At 60.0% G+C, this 19,218-nt stretch carries 19 protein-coding genes; 6 read left to right on the top strand and 13 right to left on the bottom strand.

The window, feature by feature from the left end:
* Positions 1–61 precede the first annotated feature (61 nt).
* Positions 62–589, bottom strand: coding sequence for a hypothetical protein (locus ACIPF8_RS14295; RefSeq protein WP_156477169.1), 528 nt, complete (start codon positions 587–589; stop codon positions 62–64).
* A gap of 19 nt (positions 590–608) precedes the next feature.
* On the opposite strand from ACIPF8_RS14295, the gene dksA reads away from it, so the two are divergent.
* The 6 genes from dksA to hslU all read left to right on the top strand — a co-directional run bounded on the left by dksA (position 609) and on the right by hslU (position 7,797).
* A complete protein-coding gene (gene dksA, locus ACIPF8_RS14300; protein ID WP_041743743.1) occupies positions 609–1,013 on the top strand; it encodes an RNA polymerase-binding protein DksA in 405 nt (134 codons plus the stop codon).
* Between the two features lie 130 nt (positions 1,014–1,143).
* The gene (locus ACIPF8_RS14305; protein ID WP_400421963.1) at positions 1,144–1,524 is read left to right on the top strand and encodes a hypothetical protein; all 381 of its coding nucleotides are present in this window, start codon (positions 1,144–1,146) and stop codon (positions 1,522–1,524) included.
* Between the two features lie 256 nt (positions 1,525–1,780).
* A complete protein-coding gene (locus ACIPF8_RS14310; RefSeq protein ID WP_400421965.1) occupies positions 1,781–3,802 on the top strand; it encodes a TonB-dependent receptor in 2,022 nt (673 codons plus the stop codon).
* A 568-nt stretch (positions 3,803–4,370) separates the two neighbouring features.
* The gene (locus tag ACIPF8_RS14315; RefSeq protein WP_400421966.1) at positions 4,371–5,579 is read left to right on the top strand and encodes an STAS domain-containing protein; all 1,209 of its coding nucleotides are present in this window, start codon (positions 4,371–4,373) and stop codon (positions 5,577–5,579) included.
* A gap of 210 nt (positions 5,580–5,789) precedes the next feature.
* On the top strand, positions 5,790–6,326 hold the full coding sequence (hslV, locus tag ACIPF8_RS14320; RefSeq protein ID WP_400421968.1) for an ATP-dependent protease subunit HslV: 537 nt from the start codon (positions 5,790–5,792) through the stop codon (positions 6,324–6,326).
* 121 nt (positions 6,327–6,447) lie between these two features.
* Complete coding sequence (hslU, locus tag ACIPF8_RS14325) at positions 6,448–7,797, top strand: ATP-dependent protease ATPase subunit HslU (RefSeq protein WP_400421970.1); 1,350 nt, start codon at positions 6,448–6,450, stop codon at positions 7,795–7,797.
* Between the two features lie 75 nt (positions 7,798–7,872).
* Here the strand turns inward: hslU and ACIPF8_RS14330 are convergent, their stop codons facing one another.
* The 12 genes from ACIPF8_RS14330 to gspG are packed head-to-tail and all read right to left on the bottom strand — an operon-like array spanning position 7,873 to position 19,087.
* Entirely contained in the window at positions 7,873–8,433 is a 561-nt protein-coding gene (locus tag ACIPF8_RS14330) for a type II secretion system protein N (RefSeq protein ID WP_400421972.1), read from the bottom strand.
* Between the two features lie 30 nt (positions 8,434–8,463).
* A complete protein-coding gene (gspF, locus tag ACIPF8_RS14335) occupies positions 8,464–9,684 on the bottom strand; it encodes a type II secretion system inner membrane protein GspF (protein WP_400421974.1) in 1,221 nt (406 codons plus the stop codon).
* A gap of 12 nt (positions 9,685–9,696) precedes the next feature.
* Positions 9,697–11,148 carry a type II secretion system ATPase GspE gene (gene gspE, locus ACIPF8_RS14340; RefSeq protein WP_400421976.1) on the bottom strand — a complete coding sequence of 484 codons (1,452 nt, stop codon included), beginning with the start codon at positions 11,146–11,148 and terminating at the stop codon, positions 9,697–9,699.
* Complete coding sequence (gene gspD / locus ACIPF8_RS14345) at positions 11,145–13,454, bottom strand: type II secretion system secretin GspD (RefSeq protein WP_400421978.1); 2,310 nt, start codon at positions 13,452–13,454, stop codon at positions 11,145–11,147. Before gspD ends, gspE begins: the two co-directional genes overlap by 4 nt.
* Positions 13,451–14,236 carry a type II secretion system protein N gene (locus ACIPF8_RS14350; RefSeq protein ID WP_400421980.1) on the bottom strand — a complete coding sequence of 262 codons (786 nt, stop codon included), beginning with the start codon at positions 14,234–14,236 and terminating at the stop codon, positions 13,451–13,453. Before ACIPF8_RS14350 ends, gspD begins: the two co-directional genes overlap by 4 nt.
* A 30-nt stretch (positions 14,237–14,266) precedes the next feature.
* Positions 14,267–14,806, bottom strand: a complete 540-nt coding sequence (gspM, locus tag ACIPF8_RS14355) for a type II secretion system protein GspM (RefSeq protein ID WP_400421982.1) — start codon at positions 14,804–14,806, stop codon at positions 14,267–14,269.
* A complete protein-coding gene (gene gspL, locus ACIPF8_RS14360; RefSeq protein ID WP_400421983.1) occupies positions 14,806–16,074 on the bottom strand; it encodes a type II secretion system protein GspL in 1,269 nt (422 codons plus the stop codon). Before gspL ends, gspM begins: the two co-directional genes overlap by 1 nt.
* Before the next feature lie 14 nt (positions 16,075–16,088).
* Positions 16,089–17,075 (bottom strand): type II secretion system minor pseudopilin GspK, encoded by a 987-nt coding sequence (gene gspK / locus ACIPF8_RS14365; RefSeq protein WP_400421985.1) that lies wholly within the window; start codon positions 17,073–17,075, stop codon positions 16,089–16,091.
* Complete coding sequence (locus tag ACIPF8_RS14370; protein WP_400421987.1) at positions 17,072–17,728, bottom strand: type II secretion system protein J; 657 nt, start codon at positions 17,726–17,728, stop codon at positions 17,072–17,074. The genes gspK and ACIPF8_RS14370 overlap by 4 nt, the downstream gene beginning before the upstream one ends.
* Positions 17,718–18,110 (bottom strand): type II secretion system minor pseudopilin GspI, encoded by a 393-nt coding sequence (gspI, locus tag ACIPF8_RS14375; protein WP_400421989.1) that lies wholly within the window; start codon positions 18,108–18,110, stop codon positions 17,718–17,720. Before gspI ends, ACIPF8_RS14370 begins: the two co-directional genes overlap by 11 nt.
* Positions 18,111–18,623, bottom strand: a complete 513-nt coding sequence (locus ACIPF8_RS14380; protein ID WP_400421992.1) for a GspH/FimT family pseudopilin — start codon at positions 18,621–18,623, stop codon at positions 18,111–18,113.
* Positions 18,623–19,087 (bottom strand): type II secretion system major pseudopilin GspG, encoded by a 465-nt coding sequence (gspG, locus tag ACIPF8_RS14385; RefSeq protein WP_400421994.1) that lies wholly within the window; start codon positions 19,085–19,087, stop codon positions 18,623–18,625. The genes ACIPF8_RS14380 and gspG overlap by 1 nt, the downstream gene beginning before the upstream one ends.
* Positions 19,088–19,218 lie beyond the last annotated feature (131 nt).

Here is a 19,218-nt window from a genome sequence, read left to right on the forward strand (position 1 = left end):
ACAAGGCAGCCGGCGCGCTGCGCCGATGCAGCAGTGCACCAGTTACGACCGACACCAATGTTCAATCTGGATCCCGACAAGCCGCAAGGGAGAGGACCATGAACCTGACCGTTAAGAAGACTGTCGCCAAGCAAGCTCCGGCGGCGCTGGATAAATTGACTGCGTCAAGCAAAGCCCAGGCCGCGGGTAAGGCCAGTGTTCCCTCCAGCAAAGCAGCGACAACTGAAAAGGCAGTTGAGAAAACCCGGAAACTTTCCGCCAAGGCGGAGCGCAAGACCGAGACACCCACTGCTACTGCATCAAAAGCATTGCCCAAAGTTGCCAAACCCAGTCCCAAACCTGTTGTAAAATCCTTAGCCAAGAAAACGGCGACTGCCAAGTCAGTATCGAAATCAAGTCCCGCCGCTGACGAGGCAACGCGCAATACCACGGTGAAAACCAGTAGTTCTGTTACAAAGAAACTGAATTCCCCAACGGCCAGATCCGGCGCTGGCAGCATCAGCGACAAGCCCGCAAGTGCCGGATCAACGGATAAAATTGAAAAAAACGTCGTATCGAAAGCAAGCGAAGTGGCTACTAAAACAACCAAACCGACCCAAGAAACCGTTCTGTTGACCGAAGAGCAAATCCTCAAGATGGGCGAAAAGGATTACATGAACGAGGCGCAACTGGCTTTCTTCAAAGCGCGCTTGCAGCAGTTGGAAATCGACCTGCTCAAGAACGCCGGAGAAACCACGGAACATTTGCGTGAGACCGTCCTGGTGCCGGATCCTGCAGATCGCGCCACCATCGAAGAAGAACATGCGCTGGAATTGCGCACCCGCGACCGCGAACGCAAATTGCTGAAAAAAGTACAGCAGTCGATCGCATCGATCGATGCCGGCGAATACGGCTGGTGCGAAGAAACCGGCGAGCCTATCGGCATTCCACGCCTGCTGGCCCGTCCGACAGCGACCTTGTCGCTGGAAGCGCAGCAACGCCGCGAATTGAAACAGAAGCTTTACGGCGACTGATTCCCAATCCCGGTCGGATATCGGATAACGCGCCCGGCAATCTCGCGGCGCGTCTTTCCTTGCATCTCCCCTGATCTCCGATCGCTCGCACGCCGCTTCTTCAACAATTTCCGCTACTCGTCACCATCTGATGTCAGCTTCGTCAATTCGCTCCAGACGTTTCGGGCACGCCGCGCTTGCGCCGCTGCTCGTATTGACGATCCTGTTCGCGCAGTGGTTGGGGCTGACGCATAGCATTGTCCACGCGGCCTGGGAAAACAAGCAGTCGACTCATCTGACGCACCTGACGTCCGTTATCGAACAATCGATCGAGGGCGGCGGCAAGGCGCATCACTCCTGCGCCGCATTCGACGACGCCACCCTGGCTGCGGCAATCTACACGGTGCCGCTGACCCTGCCGCCATTGCCGGGCAAGCATGTACTGGCAAAGTGGCAGGCATTCGCTTCATGGGATGCGCCGTTCACCTGCCATTTTTCACCGCGTGCCCCACCCAGCCCTGACAGGCTTTGACGCCATCGGCGCCGCCTAGCGGCGCCCTCCAGAAGATCCGGCCAAACCGGATCACCAATCATTTATTGCCGCCGCCAAAACCGTCTTTGCGTTCGATGACGCGCAGCGGCGTGCCTGTGTCGCATGGCTAACGCCGTTGCAGTCGATCTGCGTCGACTGTAATGGTGAAGCCGGCAACGTATGGGTGCGCCTTGCGTCAGAACATCCGCATTGCACGATGCAGCCAGCGGCGGCAGCTGCCTGTCAAGGAATCATCATGTTTGCCCAACGTACGCTTTTATCCAGCGCGGTTCTGTCCGCGCTCGCCGCTTTCTCGTCCGGCGCTTCCGCCCAAATCACCACCAGCGAAACGCCCAAGCAACTGGCGCCGATCACGGTCACGGCGAGTCCACTCAACGCCAATCCCGACACCCAGATCCTGACCCCGACCAAAGTGCTGTCCGGCGAAGAATTGCGCAACAAGGTCGGCACCTCGCTAGGCGACACCCTGGCGCAAGAACTCGGCGTATCGGCATCCGGCTTCGGCGCCGGCGCTTCCCGCCCGATCATTCGCGGCATGGAAGGTCCACGCGTCAAGATCCTGCAAAATGGCATGTCAGTGGCGGACGTCTCCAGCTTGTCCAACGATCACGCGGTAGCAACTGAAGCGGCGACTGCGCGCCAGATTGAAATCCTGCGTGGACCGGCCGCACTGCTGTATGGCTCCGGCGCCATCGGCGGCCTGGTCAATGTGATCAACGATCGCATCCCGACTGAGTTACAAAAAGGCGTCAGCGGCGAGGCCGAAGCGCGTTACAGCAGCGTCGACAACGGTCGCAGCACATCGCTGGTGCTGGATGGTTCGGCTGGCCCGGTCGGTTGGCATCTGGACGGCGACTGGCGCGATACCGGCAACTACAAGATCCCCGGCCATACCACCCAGAACGATGCAGAATCGCCCTCAGGCCGTCTGCCGAACTCGTTCACCCACGAGACCGGGCTTGGCGCTGGCGCCTCGTATATCGCCTCCTGGGGCTATATCGGCGCATCGGTGGCGACACTGGACGACCACTACGGCATTCCCACTGCAGAAAAATCCTTCATCGACCTGCACCAGACCCGCTACGACATCGCCGGCCAGGTTGACGCCCCATTCACTGGAATCGAAAAACTGACGTTCAAACTGGGCCACACCGACTACACCCACACCGAGAAACAGGAAAACGGCGATCCCAATACCATTTTCTCCAATAAATCGACGGAAACCCGCTGGGAACTGGCCCACAAGCCGTTGGCCGGCTGGCATGGCACCTTCGGCATACAGACCGAAGACACGCGCTTTTCCGCGCTGGCTGCCGAGAGCGGCCTGCCGGATACCGTGCCGCGCACCAAATCCACCTCGATTGCCGCCTTCCTGGTCGAAGAGCGCAATTTCGGCCCGGTGCTGACCAGCGCCGGCTTGCGCCTGGAATCGGTGCAACGCCGGCCCGACAGCGACTCCGGCTTTGCCGACCGCAAGTTCAACCTGGCATCCTATTCAGTAGGTGCCTTGTGGAGCTTCATGCCGGGTTACGGCTTCGGCCCGACGGTTTCCATTGCACAGCGCGCACCAGCTGCCGAGGAACTGTACTCAAACGGTCCGCACGAATCGACTGCCACATTCGACATCGGCGATCCCGGCTTGAAAAAGGAAACCTCGCGCAATATCGAGCTGACCCTGCAGAAAACCTCGGGCCTGATCCGCTGGAAAGCCAATCTGTTCCAGAACCATGTCAGCAATTACGTGTTCGGCCGCAATGCCGGCCAGGTTGATGAAGACGGTGCCGCGAATCCAGATGGCGAATTCACCGAGCGCTTCTGGTCGCAGGCAGACGCCACGATCCGCGGCGCCGAGGCCGAGATCAGCTATAACCTGCGCGGCGAAGGTTTCTCGGTGCGCGGTTTTGCCGATACCTCACGCGGTACGCTGGACCAGATGGGCAACCTGCCGCTGCAGCCGGCCACGCGCTATGGCGTGGAAATCGGCTATCTGCAAGGACCGTGGCGCAGCGGCATGTCGGTCATGCGGGCGCAGCAGCAAGACCGCCTGGCCACCTTTGAGCACAGCGTCACGCCGGCCTACACCAAACTCGACGCCAACCTGTCCTATACCCAGCAACTCGGCAAGACGCAGGTAACCTGGTATGCCTTGGTCAAGAACCTGTTGAACCAGGATATCCGACTGGCGACCTCGGTACTGAAAGATGTGGCGCCGCAGCCCGGGCTCAGCCTGATTCTGGGCGTTCGTACGAAGTTCTGATCTCGCAGCAGCCTGGATTGTCGCGCAATGTCATGCCGCGCGGCAATTCAGAACGACCGAGATAAGTTTCCAATCATATGATTGCCTTATGGAAATATTTGTGTAACAATTTATCACGCCAATGACATCTTTCCCGAGTTCCTTTGTGTTACCTTTAGCGGTATCGATTGATCGTGCTTTTTTAGTGTGGAAACTGCTAAAAAGCCGAAGCAGGGATGTCAGCCAATAACAATAAGACAACGGCGAATTTGCCGAACGCATTGGCAAAAGCACCCTCGGAATTCGCGAATCGGTAGCCGGCAGCAGCGCTGCCGACCTCTCGCCCGGCGCACGTTTTCAATCAGGCAGGGCTAGTCATACAGCTTTCATAGCAACTTACTTTCAGGGTTAATACGTGGGGATTTTCTCGCTCTTCGGCAAAAATAATCGTCCAAACGGTGCACCACCGGAGGATGATAAAGTTCCAGCCGCAGCAGACAATCAAACGCCGATTCTGTATGGCGACACGGTTGAGCGGTCGACCAATTCGACAACTCTGCGCGATAGTGCGTCCCGCAGCACGACCTCGATGAAGATCGACGCAATCGAATCGGAAATGTCTTCCGAATTCGTCCATTTGCCACCAACAGCAAAATCCGCCAGCGAAGCCGACCTGGCGCCGGCAACCACTACCCACGGCTCCAACACTACCCAGCTGACTTTACCGGTGATGAGCAGGACCACCGAGTACCTGGACAACGAATCCCGCAGCGGCAGCATTGAAGTATCGGTTTCCGACACGCCAGAGGTCATCGAAGAAGCCGCGGTCCTGTTCGCCAGCGACCAGAGCGAGATCGCCGAACAGCTGCTGCTTAATGCCATTGCCGATAACGATCTCGGCGCATCGACCCATATCGTCTGGTGGATGTTGCTGGACTTGTATCAAATCACCGGCAAGCAGCAGGAATTCGACAATCTGTCTGTCGACTTTGCCAACAAATTCGAAACCTCGCCGCCGACCTGGATCGACATCCTGACCCTCGACCCGCAAGCCAAGAACCAGGAACGGCCGGGAAGCATTCCGGCGGTAGCGTTTTCCGGCAAGCTCGACGCCAACATCGGCAAGCAGCTGGAACGCGCCCAGAAACTGAGCGCCAGCCACCCGGCGCTGCGCCTGGAATTCACCCGAGTCAGCTCGGTCGATCCAATCGGTTGCGGGCTGCTGCTGCGCATGCTGAAGAAGCTGCAAAAGGCCGGGCTTGACCTGACCCTGGTCGGAGCCGATGAACTGGCTGAAAGAATCCGCGAAATCCTGCAGGTCGGGCGTCGTGACGAAACCGCCGCGCCTTGGTTGCTGTTGCTGGAAATTCTGCATCTGCTGAATCTCGAACAGGCTTATGAAGACGCCAGCATCGATTATTCGATCACCTTCGAAGTCTCGCCACCGCCGTTCATTGCACCGCATAACAAAGTCATCACAGCCGCCGAGGAAAATATCCCGTCTCCCGGTATTCCGGCCGGTAATACCCTGCTGATGCCAACGCTGATCGAAGGCCGCACCGATGAGCTGCTGACGAAGATACAAACCCATGCCAATGCCCACAGCCCAGCAATCATGGATTGTTCGCGCCTGATCCGGGTCGATTTCAGCGCCGCGGGCGAATTGCTGAATGGCTTGGCGGTGCTTGCCAGCAACGGCAACGCGATCGAATTCCATGGCGTCAACCACCTCATTACCGCCTTGTTCAAGGTAGTCGGTATCCACGAAATCGTCCGCGTAGTGCCGCGCAAGAACTAAAAACTGTCGAAAACAGGTTGGCTGTTTGGCAAAAGTAAGGCTTCTCTTCTTGCCTTAGCTGCAACAACATCAATTCCATACAAATTCGCGCTTGCAATCAAGCTGGCCGTCCCCATTTTTTCGGAACAATATCGATTTATCGGTCGATAATGAATCACATGCAGCCTGGCGCGGTATCCGCGCCCCGCATGATTTTCTAAGGCTCTAAAAATGGAACAATTTCATGGCACCACCATCCTCTCGGTACGACGCGGCAACAGCGTCGCATTGGGCGGAGACGGTCAGGTAACGCTCGGCAATGTCGTAATGAAGGGCACTGCGCGCAAGGTGCGCAAGCTGTACCAAGGCAAGGTCCTGGTCGGCTTTGCCGGCGGCACCGCCGATGCATTCACCTTGCTCGACCTGTTTGAAGCAAAGCTGGAAAAGCACCAGGGCAACCTGATGCGCGCCTCGGTCGACCTGGCCAAGGAATGGCGCACCGACCGCATGCTGCGCCGCCTTGAAGCAATGCTGCTCACCGCCGACCGCGAAACCACGCTGGTCATCACCGGTAACGGCGACGTACTGGAGCCAACCGACGGCATCGGCGCAATCGGCTCAGGCGGCACGTTCGCCCAGTCGGCGGCCAAGGCGCTGCAGGAAAATACCGAGCTGACGCCGGCCGAGATCGTCAAGAAATCGTTGGTAATTGCCGGCGAGCTCTGCATCTACACCAACCAGTCGCACATTATCGAAACCCTCGATTAAGCCTCCATCCAATCTCGACTGTGAAGCACTGCGCCACATCGACCGCATGCCTGCCTGATTCGATCATGGATCAGGCGACAGCGACATGCCGGCAGGCTTCCAAACATCACGCGGAAAAATCATGAACATGACTCCCCAAGAAATTGTCTCCGAACTGGACAAACACGTCGTCGGCCAGGATCGCGCCAAGCGTGCGGTCGCGATCGCCCTGCGCAATCGCTGGCGCCGCCAGCAGATCGCCGAGCCGCTGCGCCACGAGATCACGCCAAAGAATATCCTGATGATCGGCCCGACCGGCGTCGGCAAGACCGAGATCGCACGCCGCCTGGCCAAACTGGCGGATGCGCCGTTCATCAAGATCGAAGCGACCAAATTCACCGAAGTCGGCTACGTCGGCCGCGACGTTGACACCATCATCCGCGACCTGATCGACATCGGCATCAAGCAAACCCGCGAAGCAGAAATGCGCAAGGTGCGCGCCCGTGCCGAAGATGCGGCGGAAGATCGCGTGATCGATATCCTGGTGCCACCGGCACGCGATTTCGGTTTCCATCCGGAGCCGAACGAAGTCGACGCTAACGCCGACAAGGGCAACAGCACGCGCCAGACATTCCGCAAGCGACTGCGTGAAGGCGCGCTCGATGACAAGGAAATCGAGATTGAATTGTCGGAAGCGGCTTCGCAAATGGAAATCATGGCGCCGCCCGGCATGGAAGAAATGACCGAGCAGATCAAGTCGATGTTTTCCGGCATCGGCAGCAACCGCAAGAAAAACCGCAAGATCAAGATCAAGGATGCAATGAAGGTCTTGATCGAGGAAGAAGCGGCGAAACTGGTCAATGAAGATGAGCTCAAGCAAAAAGCCATCAACAATGTCGAGCAGAACGGTATCGTTTTCCTCGATGAGATTGACAAGATCGCCACCCGTTCGCAAAACAGTGGCGGCGCCGATGTCTCGCGCGCCGGCGTGCAGCGCGATCTGCTGCCGCTGGTCGAAGGCACCACAGTCAACACCAAGTACGGCATGATCAAGACCGATCACATCCTGTTCATTGCATCCGGCGCTTTCCACCTGGCCAAGCCATCGGATCTGATCCCCGAGCTGCAGGGCCGCTTCCCGATCCGGGTAGAACTGGATTCGTTGTCGATCAGCGATTTCGAAAGAATCATGACCGGTACCGACGCCTGCCTGACCAAGCAGTACGAAGCCTTGCTGCAAACCGAAGGTGTGAAGCTGGAATTTGCCAAGGAAGGGATCCAGCGGCTGGCGGAAATCGCGTTCTCGGTCAATGAGAAAACCGAAAACATCGGCGCACGCCGCTTGTACACAGTGATGGAAAAGCTGCTGGAAGAAATCTCGTTCTCAGCCACCAACGCCACCGAAAAAACCATGGTGATCGATGCGGCCTATGTCGACGAGCGGCTGGGTGCGCTGGTGGTCAACGAGGACTTGTCGCGCTACGTCCTGTAATTCCAGCGTAGAGCAGGCCCGGGATCGCATTGCATTGCATTGCAAATAAGCGATCCCGGATCTGTGAGTCACTTATTATTTATCCTGAGCTGCCGAGGCCGGCCCCTCGACGGCGCTTTCCTGGGTAGTCATTGCCGGAGCCGGTGCTGACGCCGGCATTGGCGTTTGGGTCGGCGCCAGGATCGGCGAAGTGGCTGCCATTCCAGTCTGCGGCAACGGATCTTGTGGCAACATCACGCGCTTTAACACGCCTCCTTCTGACAGCAAGACGTAAGTCGCATGCACTTCCTTGACGCTGGTCCCGGGCAACAAATCCTTGCCTTGTCGTACCGCTTGCGGCGGCTTGCCATCGGCACTCAGGATCGCCACGCTCTCTTCACCTTTTTTTGCAGCCACCACACCCAGCAGCTGATAATTGCTGGCGACGGTTACCGCCCCCCGCCCGCCGAACAGCCCTGCCGCCAGTGACACATCGATTTGCTGCTCTTCCGCCAACGGCGGCGCCGCCACAGCGCGCAGCGGCGGCTTGATCAACTGCATCACCCAATACGCAGTGCATGCGCACAGCAGCATGAATAGCAGCAGGCTGACCAATCCCGGCAAGCGCTTTGCGTGTCTACCCAGTTTCTTGCTCATTTGTCCGTTCACGTTTGTCCTAGCCTCGCCCTAGCGCACCAACTGGTTAATTTCAATAATCGGCATCAATACCGCCAGCACAATCAGCAATACCACCACGCCCATCGCCAGGATCAGCATCGGTTCCAGCAAGCCGGCAATTGTCATGGCGCGGCGTTCCAGATCCTGTTCCTGAGAGCTGGCTGCGCGTTCCAGCATGGCGGGCAGCTCCCCGGTGACTTCACCGGCGCGGATCATGTGGATCAGCATCGGCGGGAAATGCTTGTTTGCCGCCAATGCACGCGCCAGACCGATCCCTTCGCGCACGCTGGTCGCCGCGGCGTCCACCTGCTGCCGCATAGCGACGTTGGAGAGCGTATCGCGGCTGGTTTGCAGCGCTTTCAGGATCGGCACGCCAGAGCCGGTGGTGATCGCCAGCGTACTGGCGAAACGGGCGGTGTTCAAACTGCGTTCGAACTTGCCGTACAACGGCGCACTAAGCAACCAGGTGTGCCAGCGCATCTTGGTCGCCGGATTCTTCAGGGCGGTGCGCCAGCCGTAGAACAAGGCAATCACCGCGATCAGCACGATCCAGCCATAGTTGCGCACGAAATCGGAAGTGGCCAGCATCATCACTGTCAGCATCGGCAGTTTTTGCTTGGTGTTGGCGAATACCGAGACGATCTGCGGCACTACGTAGGTCAGCAGGAAGATCACGATCACAAAAGCCACCACGGTGACGATGGCAGGGTAAGTAAACGCCAGCTTCACTTTCTGCACCAGTGAATTACGGCGTTCGATGTAATCGGCAAGGCGCGACAGCACGCGCGACAACTGGCCGATCTGCTCACCCGAGGCGACCAGCGCCCGGTAGATTTCAGCGAAGTCGCGCGGATGGCCTGCCAGCGCACTGGACAAGGACGCACCACCCATCACTTCCGAGCGGATCGATGCAATCAGGTCGCGCTGGTAAGTGCGCTCAGCTTGCTCCAGCAACGCCGTCAAGGCCTGCTCCAGCGGCAGGCTGGCTTCCAGCAGGCTGGCCAGCTGACGCGTGAACAAGGCGATTTCGACGGTCGACAGATGCTCGCCAAAACCGCGTCGCCGCATATTGCCGGCGGCGTCCATCTGCTGCGCAATCGCCTCCACCGTCAGCGGCAGCAAACCCTGGGCGCGCAGGTCGGCACGCGCCATCTTGGCGCTGTCGGCATTGACCACGCCTTTGGTGGTGCTGCCGGCGGCATCCACCGCTTCGTAACGAAATGCTGGCACTCTGCTCCTCGCTTATTCTTTGGTCACACGCAGCAGTTCGGCCTGCGTGGTGACGCCATCGGCAAGCCAACGCTCGCCGTCCTGGCGCATGGTGCGCATGCCGTTGCGCTGCGCTACCTGCAAAATCTCGGCTTCGGAAGCCCGGTTGTGAATCTGCGCCTGGATCTCGTCCGTCGTCAGCAACAACTCATAGACCCCGACGCGGCCATGATAGCCGGTATGGCCGCACTGTTCGCAGCCTACCGCATGCCACATCTGGCCATCGTGCCGGCGGCAATGGACGCACAGCTTGCGCACCAGCCGCTGCGCCACCACGCCCAGCAGCGACGACGACAACAGGAACGGTTCAATGCCCATGTCGAGCAGCCGCGTGACTGCCGCCGCCGAATCGTTGGTGTGCAATGTCGCCAATACCAAGTGACCGGTAAGCGATGCCTGCACCGCGATCTGGGCGGTTTCAAGGTCGCGGATTTCACCGATCATGATGACATCCGGGTCTTGCCGCAAGATCGCCCGCAAGGCCTTGGCGAACGTCATGTCGATACGGGCATTGACCTGGGTCTGGCCGACGCCGGCCAACTCGTATTCAATCGGATCTTCCACCGTCAGGATATTGGTGCTGCTGGTATTCAGGCGCGACAGTGCCGCGTACAGCGTGGTGGTCTTGCCGGAGCCGGTCGGACCGGTGACCAGCACGATGCCGTGCGGCTGTGCGATCAGGCGATCGAACTGCGGCAACACCGCCGGGCTCATGCCGAGATGCTGCAGGTCAAGCCGGCCGGCTTCCTTGTCGAGCAGACGCAGCACGGCGCGTTCGCCGTGACCGGTCGGCAAGGTCGAGACCCGCACGTCGACCGGTTTGCCGCCGACCCGCAACGTGATACGGCCGTCCTGCGGCAAGCGCTTTTCGGCGATGTCGAGTTGCGCCATGATCTTGATACGGGAAATCAGCGAAGCATGCACTGCCTTCTTCGGCCGCACCACATCGCGCAGGCTGCCGTCGATGCGGAAGCGCACCACCGATATCTGCTCAAACGGCTCGATATGGATATCCGACGCGCCTTCCCGCAGCGCTTGCGTCAGCAGCACGTTGATCATGCGGATCACCGGCGCATCGTCGGAGGACTCCAGCAAATCCTCGATCGCCGGCATGTCCTGCATCAGCTTGGCCAGGTCGAGATCGGATTCGAACTCATCCACCACCTGCGCGGCGTTACCGCCGGCGCCGGCATAAGCCTTGGCAATCGCTTCGTCCAGCGCATCGCGCGCCATCGAGCGGAACGTCACCCGGCCGAAACGGCGGCTGACTTCGGCGATGGCGGTCGGCTGGGTGGCTTCGGAAATCCACACCTCGACCGGGTTGTCAGCGCCATTGGCATCTTCGATGCGCTGCGCCAGCAAGGAGAAATTGCGGGCGAACGCGTAAGGCAGCAGGCGTGCGTCGGTCATTCTGGGATCGCTCATGGCGTTCTGTCGTTGAGGAAGCCCGGCGCTGGCGAGGCAGCGGCAGGCTTAGGCATCACCAGGACAGGCCCGGCTGGTGTAGCCTGGTCGGGTGCCGATGCATCCGCTGCAGCGCCTTGTTTGCGCAGGTCAAGGAAAGGACCGCCATCCTCCGGCTTGGCCATCACCGATGGACCAAAATCGGTCAGGATGCTCTTGCCCGGCTGCACAGTGATCTGCTGCTTGCGCATGTAATCGTAGCGATCGACCGCCACCAGATTGCTCTGTTCCTTGTCGCGGATGATCGTCGGCCGCAGGAAAATCATCAGGTTGGTCTTGCTGCGCGAACCGGATTGATACTTGAAGAAGTTGCCGATGAACGGCAGGTCACCGAGCAACGGCACCTTCTGGATGCTGCTTTCGTTGTCATCGCCGATCAGGCCGCCGAGGGCGATGATCTGGCCATCGTCGACCAGCACATTGGTATCCAGCGAACGCTTGGTGGTGGTCGGGCCGTTCTGGTTACTGGCGGTGGACTGTATCACCGCCGACACTTCCTGCGAAATTTCCAGGCGTACCGTGCCGCCTTCCGAAATATGCGGCTTGATTTTCAGCGCGGTGCCGACGTCCTTGCGATCAACCGTAGTGAACGGATTGGTCGTAGTGCCGCCGGTAGTCGCATACGAACCGGTAACGAAAGGTACGTTCTGACCGACGATGATCTTGGCTTCTTCGTTATCCAGCGTCAGCAGGTTCGGCATCGACAAGACGTTACCGCCGGTCGTATTGTTCAACGCGCTGGCCAATGCTCCCAGGCCGATCTTGCCGGCGATCTGGCGGAACACGCCGAGCTGCAGGCCGCTGCCGAGCGTCGGCACGGTAGTTGTGCTGGTGCCGGAGTTGATCGCCTGGCCGATCGCTGTATTAAACAGGTTGCCGCTGGTGATGCCCGAATTGGTGCCGGTAAAACCGGTGCCGCCGCCGACCCGGTAATTGCTGTTGCTGTCGCCAGTCAGGGCTAGCCATTGCACGCCGATTTCGCTCGCTGCCGTGTCAGTCACTTCGACGATCAAGGCTTCCACATACACCTGCGCCCGACGTGTATCGAGTTGGTCGATGACGCCGCGGATATTTCGATAAACCGGTTCGCTGGCGGTGATGATCAAGGTATTGGTTGTATCGTCGGCCTGGATGAAACCGGCGCCGCTACTGCCGCCACCGGTCGATTGCGATGACGCGTCACCGGTGGCCGACGGCGTTGTGCCGGAAGTGCCTGGCGAATTGGTATTGGAGCTTTGCAGCATGCTGCCCGAGTTACCGCTCGTGCTGGCAGCGCCCTTGCTCGATGAATTACTGGTCGGCAGCGAAGTATCCGCCGAGACAATGGCGCGCAAGGTCTTGGCCAATTTCACCGCATCGGCATTTTTCAGATAAACCACATGCACATTACCGGCGTTGGTGGTCGGTTGATCGAGCTTGGCAATCAGCGACTTGGCCAGATTGGCGCGTCCCGCCGAAGGTGCACGCACGATCACCGAATTGGTCCGCGAATCGGCCATGACGATAGTGCGCGAACCATCGCCGGCGCCTGGCGCCGCCGAACCGGAATCAAGCAGCTTGCTGGCCATGACAGCGATATCGCTGGCTACCGCATATCGCACCGGTATCACATCCAGGTCGCTGATGGCGGGCACGTCGAGGGCGGCAATCATCTTGCCCAGCCGCTGCAGGTTCTCGGCGTAGTCGGTCACCACCAAGGTGTTGTTGCCCGGATTGGCGTTGATCGTATTGTTCGGGGAAATCAGCGGGCGCAGCACCGGCAGGATATTCGTGGCCGACTCGTAGTTCAGCGAGAATATCTGCGTCGCGATCTGGTCGCCGCGCACGCCGGGTGCGCGCGCGCCGCCGGAGATTGCACCCAGCTGCAGCTTGGCATCGGCTTCCGGCACGACCTTGACGAAACCGTCCCCGCGCACCACGGCATAACCTTGCAGGCGCAAGGTCGACGCCAGCAGGTCAAAAGCCTGGGCCTTGCTCAATGGCTTTTCCGACACCAGGTTGATGGTGCCCTTGACGCGCGGATCGATGATGAAGGTCATGTTGGTGTACTGCCCAACCGCCTTGATCACCGACTCGATATCGGCGCCGACAAAGTTCATCACCGCCTGGCCGCTCACGCCCTCGACGGGGCTGATTGCTGCATCCGCTGCCAGCACCGGCTGCACCGCAGTGACGACGGCGCAGCTCAACAACGTGATGGCTGCGGCGCTACGCCAGTTGCGTGCGTCAAATGTCGAGAGTATTGCGAGATACATTTTATCTTTCATGATTTGAACTCTAGTCCGATAACATTCTTGCCGTTCATCTGGCGACGCTGGCCCAACAAACTTAGTAACGTGGCCAACTTTTCCTCTTGCCCCACCGCCGCTTGCGCGGTCCCTGAAAACTGAAAATGCCCGTTACGAAGATTGCCGCTGCCATCCAGCAGCATTGCTCCGCTCAAGGTCTGCAACTTCAATCCGGCCTCTCGCCCGTGCCAGTCGAGGCGCATGCGATAACTGCCGAGCGGCTTGACCGGCGACAGGCGCGACGCCATCGACAGCAAGTCGAGCGTCATGACGCCAGTCAGATCGATGCCGCTCGCACTGCGCACCAGCTCGATCTGCTGCCACGACAGCGACATCCGGCCCGACGGCTGCAGCGTATTCAATGGCGCGCCCAGCGCCGCCAGCCGCTCGGCCGGCAAGGCCAGGCTGGCCGCACTGATGCTCCACGCACTCCAGCTGCCGCGGATAGTTACCGGCTGCGACAGCACTTGCGCGTTCGCCAACCGCACATCCACCCGCCCCACCAACACCAGCGGCGACAACTGCCAACTGAAGCGCCCCGGCAGCAACGCCGTCACCGCTTCGCGACCGCTCGGCGCCGCGCCGATAAATGCCGATCCGCTCCACAAGGATCCCTGCGCATCGCCCAGCGTGATACGCCCATGGGTCTGGCTCTCCAGCAACGGCGCCAGCCATGCGGCCGGGAAAAATGCCAATACCGTGACCAGCACGCTCAAGAGCGCGGCCGCAGTCCACATGACTGTAATGCCGAGTCGTTGCATCAGTAGCCCGTGACATAAAAAATCCAGCCATTACTCATGCTTCTGCTGCCACAAGGTAAGCGAAGCATTGACCACGCCGGGCTGGGCGTTGCCCCCGGCAGGCGTGCTGATGTTGGCATCCACCACTTGCCACTGGCCGTTCGTTTGCGCATCGTTGAGCCAGTCGAGCAAGCCGGCGAACGCTACCCCGGACAACTGCACCTTGGCCATATCGCCGCTGAGCGCGACGCTTTGCGCACTCAATCCCTTGACCTTCAATGCCGTCTCGACCGCTTCCTTGGTCAACGGCGCAGCCGGCCGCTCCGCCTGCTGGCCGGCCAGAGACACTGCCTTGGCGGTCAGCGCTTGCAACTCGGCGGCCTGCTGGCGCAGCACCGGCAGATCCTTTTGCAAACGGATACGGCCGCTCCAGGCCGGATCGATCAACAACAGATAGACGCATGCCAGTACGATCACTGCGGCGGCAGAACCGAGCAAACGGCGTTCGCGCTGATTCCGTTGCGACCAGTAGACGGCCATCGGCGCGCGGATTTTTCCCCAGGCTTGCTGCATTGGATTCGTTGCCGCCATTACTTGCCACTCCCGATTTGCCATACGCCGGTAGCCGGCTTGCTCAGTGTCAGCCGATTCGCCTGCAGCGCGGCCTTGATTTGCGCTTCGACCGCATCGGCATCGGCGGCATTCTTCAGACGCACCAGCAGATGGTGGTCGCGATATTCCAGCGCCGCAATGGCGCTGACATCCGCGCTTTGCGGTACGCCGGCCCAGGCTGCGCCAAACGCGGCTGCAAGCGCGATGAAATCATCCGGCGCCAATTGGCCGCCGCTGCGCTCGGCGGCGGTGATCTTTTGCTTGGCCTGGGCGATCGGATCGACGATCACGGTTTCTTTAGGAAAAGCGGCACGATAGTTTTGCATCATGCCGGCACGCAGGCTGCCGGCTTCGCGCCGCATGCGCAACCAGTCGTAATTCAGGCTGACCACATTGACCAGCAGCAGCGCCGCCGCCAAACCCAACGGCCAACGCCAACGGCGCCAGCTGAATTCGGTGCCGGCAGCGCTGGCGGTCAAACCGCCCATCAGGTCGATGCCGCCGCGCGACAATTCCTGCGCCCCGGCGATCCAGTGCGACCAGTCGTCGGGCTGCACCGTTACCTGTTCGGCCCCCAGTTCCTGATAAGCCGCGACACTCGATTGCGGCACGTACAAGGTGAGCGCCTGTTGCGGCGCCACGGCAGCCAGCGCGCCCAGCACTTCGTGCGCCACCGATTGGCCGGATACCGGCGCCAGCGACCAGCCCAGTCCTTGCTCCTTCGAGGTCCGCAGCGCCACATCAATATCGCCGCCGTGATCGGTGATGGCGGCAACCGACGTGTCAGGTTCGCGCAACGGCAGGCACAGCTGGCCCGGCCATGCCTGCAATTGATTCGCGCCCAATGCGCGCAGTGTCTTGACCAGCAGTTCCAGCCAATCCCGCTGCACCACCGCGATCAGGCGCGAGTTATCCGCGGCACCGCGCTTGCGGCCGGCGACGATCACGCAATCGGATGGGTCGGCGAGTAATTGTTCTTCAACCAGATTCGGCAACGCCAGCTTCAGCTTGGTATCGCTCAATGGCGGCACCTGCAACTGCAGCAAGTTGACATCAGCGGCAGCCAGGATCAGCACCACCCGTGTGGCGGCGGCGATCGGCTCGGCCAGGCCGGACAGCTGCTCACTGCCCTGGCGCGTAATGCGGCCCTGATCGGATACCAGCGCGAAGCGGCAATCCGGCATCGGCACCGCCGCCGCGCTGTCGAGCGTGGTTCTTGCAGGTAAGCGGATGTATAAAGTGCTCAAGACGTTTTATCCATTTATAGTTCTCGGATCCACACGATGATGCTGCCGGTGCGATTATTAATGCGCTGTAGCAAGGATACGGTATTGAGCCCGGCCCGCCCCATGCGAATCTTGCCGTTCACCAAAAAAAAGTTGGTGGCGACGCTGACCAGGCTCGGATTGGCAGCCTCCGGAAATGACTTGCCGAATAACTGCGTCATTTGCGCCGACAAGCTGTTTGTATCCAGGAACGGCGCCGAGCGCCGGGCGGCTACCAAGGTATTCGCCTCGGTCAAAGATAGATTGGCGAAACGCGCGGCCAACACCTCCGGCGGCGCAGTATTGACATTGACCGGCGTCGGCGCCGTCGAACTGGTCGGCAGCACCACCACGAAATCCTTCAACTGACGCACCATCGCAGGCTGGAAGCCCGGCAATGCCAGCAGGTCGTCGACCTGTAGCATTGGCAGCGTGGCATTGCCGGAATTGGCCGGCGCCTGCTGCCCCGCCGGCGTTGTCAGCGGCTGGCTGCTGGCGATCGCCTGCGCGACGACAGTGGCCAGGCCGGTTGAAAGACGCAGGTTGGATAAAAGACGCTGGAACATCAGCAACTCGGTGGGACTGACGACGCCGTTGACGCTCAGGTTATTCAGGTTGTAGCGCGATTGCGCATCGACGATGCTGCCGGACAGCACCGCATCGCCGGCATCGTCTGCCGATTGGGCGTCATCCGCATATTGGTCGAGCCGGGTTTCGGCCAGCGGCGCCGCCCAGGGTTGCCCCAGATGATCGTAGTTGAACTGGCGACCGCTGGCGCGCAGGATCATGCTGGCCCAGTCCAGCGCACCGCGCATGATCCAGTCTTTCTGCAATTGCAGGCGCTGGTTTTCGATCGAGCGCACCTGGACCTGCTGCTGCCAGAACAAGCTGGCGACGATGGTCACCGCCAGCGTGGTCAGCAACAGGGCCGTCACCACTGCCACGCCGCGTTGAGTGTATTGTTTTCTGAGCGAGGGTCTCATGCGGCCCCCAGCAGAAAAGTCTTGAGCATGCTGCCGTTACGGCCGCGCAGCTGCAACGCCACCTGCAAGCCGGTCCATTGATTGGCGTTGGCGCTGGTATCCTGGCTGCCGGCAGAAGCCGCAGCCGGTGGCCGCCAGCCCTGGCCATCGCTGCCCCACAATTGCATCTGCATCGAAGCAAGATCGGATTGCAGCGTCACTGCCTGACTATTCTCGGGATTATCGCCGGCGTCGTTGAGCGCACTTTGCCACAGTCCGTCGAGCACATTCAGGTCGCGCGTCGCCAGCGATTCCTGGCGCGTCAGTACGCCATTGCGCAGGCGATAATCGACCACCTGCACGCGGGTTGGCTGATCTTCGGCAAACACCAGCCGCACCATCAGCAGGCGATCCTGCGTCGCCAGCAAGGTTGGGCGCGTCAGCATCAGGCTGATGGGCGCCAATTGGGCGCAATCACTTTGCAACTGGGCGAAAGTCAGTTGCATGCCACGCGTCTGCTCCATTTCGGTGGTCAACGCTATGCGCGAACGAACTATGCCGTCGAGCCCACGCCAGCCGAGTATCGCCACCATCGCCAGGATGGTGATCGCGATGATCATTTCAACCAGCGTAAAACCGGAAGAGGATTTCTGCGGCACCTTGTTAACGCACATTCGGCACCACCTGCGACAAATTGACGATACGCCGTGCGGCGTCGCCGGCATCGAACACCGAGACTTCGACGCGGCGGAAATAAGGATTCGGCGTGCCCATCACGTGCTCTTCGCAGCGCAGCTGCAGCTCCCCTTGCGAGCAATCGAAGGAGCGATTGCCAATGCCGGGCCACTCGTGACCAAGACGGATTTGCGTCAGGCGATTTTCGGCCGACCAGGTCGCCATCATTGCCGCCCGCAGGCCGTTGCCGTTTTGCGTCAGGCTACCAACTGCACGCAGGCTGGCGCCGAGCGCGGTGCCGACAATGACCAATGCCACCAGCACTTCCAGCAGGGTGAATCCGGCTTTGCGGCGATGGCAAGACGTGTATTGGATAGGCATCTATTCGACCGCAAAATGACCGATGCCGTCGGCGCGAATCACGACACTGCTGTCGCCATTGGCCATGGTCAAGGCGAAGGGCTTGTCGACCGGTTCGCGGCCGAAGACGATGCGCAAGGAGTTCGGGGCGCCATTTTCCAGCGGCGGCGGCGTCATCGACAATTGCATCGGCGTCCGTTTGAAATCGCGCTGACGCAGCATCTCATCCTGGCTCAGCGGCTGCCAGCCGTTTTCTTCACGCACCAGGAAGCGATAGCCGTTGGCGTCGGCTTCAAACGCCGTCGGCCGGTTGCGCAGGATGGCCTCTTCACGCGTCAGCTGCAACAACAGTGCGATGCGTTGCGCATCGTTCTGCACGACCTGGCGATCGCTGCGAAAAGCGTTAAGCGAGACCACGCCAAGGGTGATGCCGGCGATGACCACCACCACCAGCAACTCCAGCAAGGTAAAGCCACGGCATGCAATGGCTGGAATCTGGCGCGCGCGCAAATTGCGATGCGCCATGAGAGACATTACAGATCCCACGAGCCGATATCGGCGTCGACACCCTCACCGCCCGGCTGGCCATCGGCGCCGTACGAAAATATGTCCACTTCACCCTTGATGCCGGGCGACAGGAATTGATATGGATTACCCCAAGGGTCCTTCGGCAGCTTGTCGATATAACCGCCGGTTTTCCAGCCGTTGGCGGCCGGGCCGCTGGTCGGCTTGGTGACCAATGCCTGCAGCCCCTGCTCTGTCGTCGGATAACGCTGGTTATCGAGCTTGTACAGCTTGAGCGCCTGCATCAGCGTGCCGATGTCCTGGCGCGCGGCCTGGATCCGCGCATCGTCGGTGCGGCCCATGAGCTTGGGCACGACCAAAGCCGCAAGAATGCCCATGATCACAACCACCACCATGATTTCAATCAGCGTAAACCCGCGCTGCATGACAGCTGCGGAGCGATGTCGAATAGACGGGTGCATTGTGTTCAGCATTTCTTTCCTTATCAAAAAGCCATGGCCATATTTGGAAAGGGCGATTATATGCCGCAATCCTTGCTCACAAGCATGAAAATATACTTAATTCTCAAGAGTGTATCTACTGGAATTTTGTCACTGTTTTGACA

Source organism: Collimonas sp. NPDC087041, assembly GCF_044745265.1.
Classification (GTDB): Bacteria; Pseudomonadota; Gammaproteobacteria; order Burkholderiales; family Burkholderiaceae_D; genus Collimonas.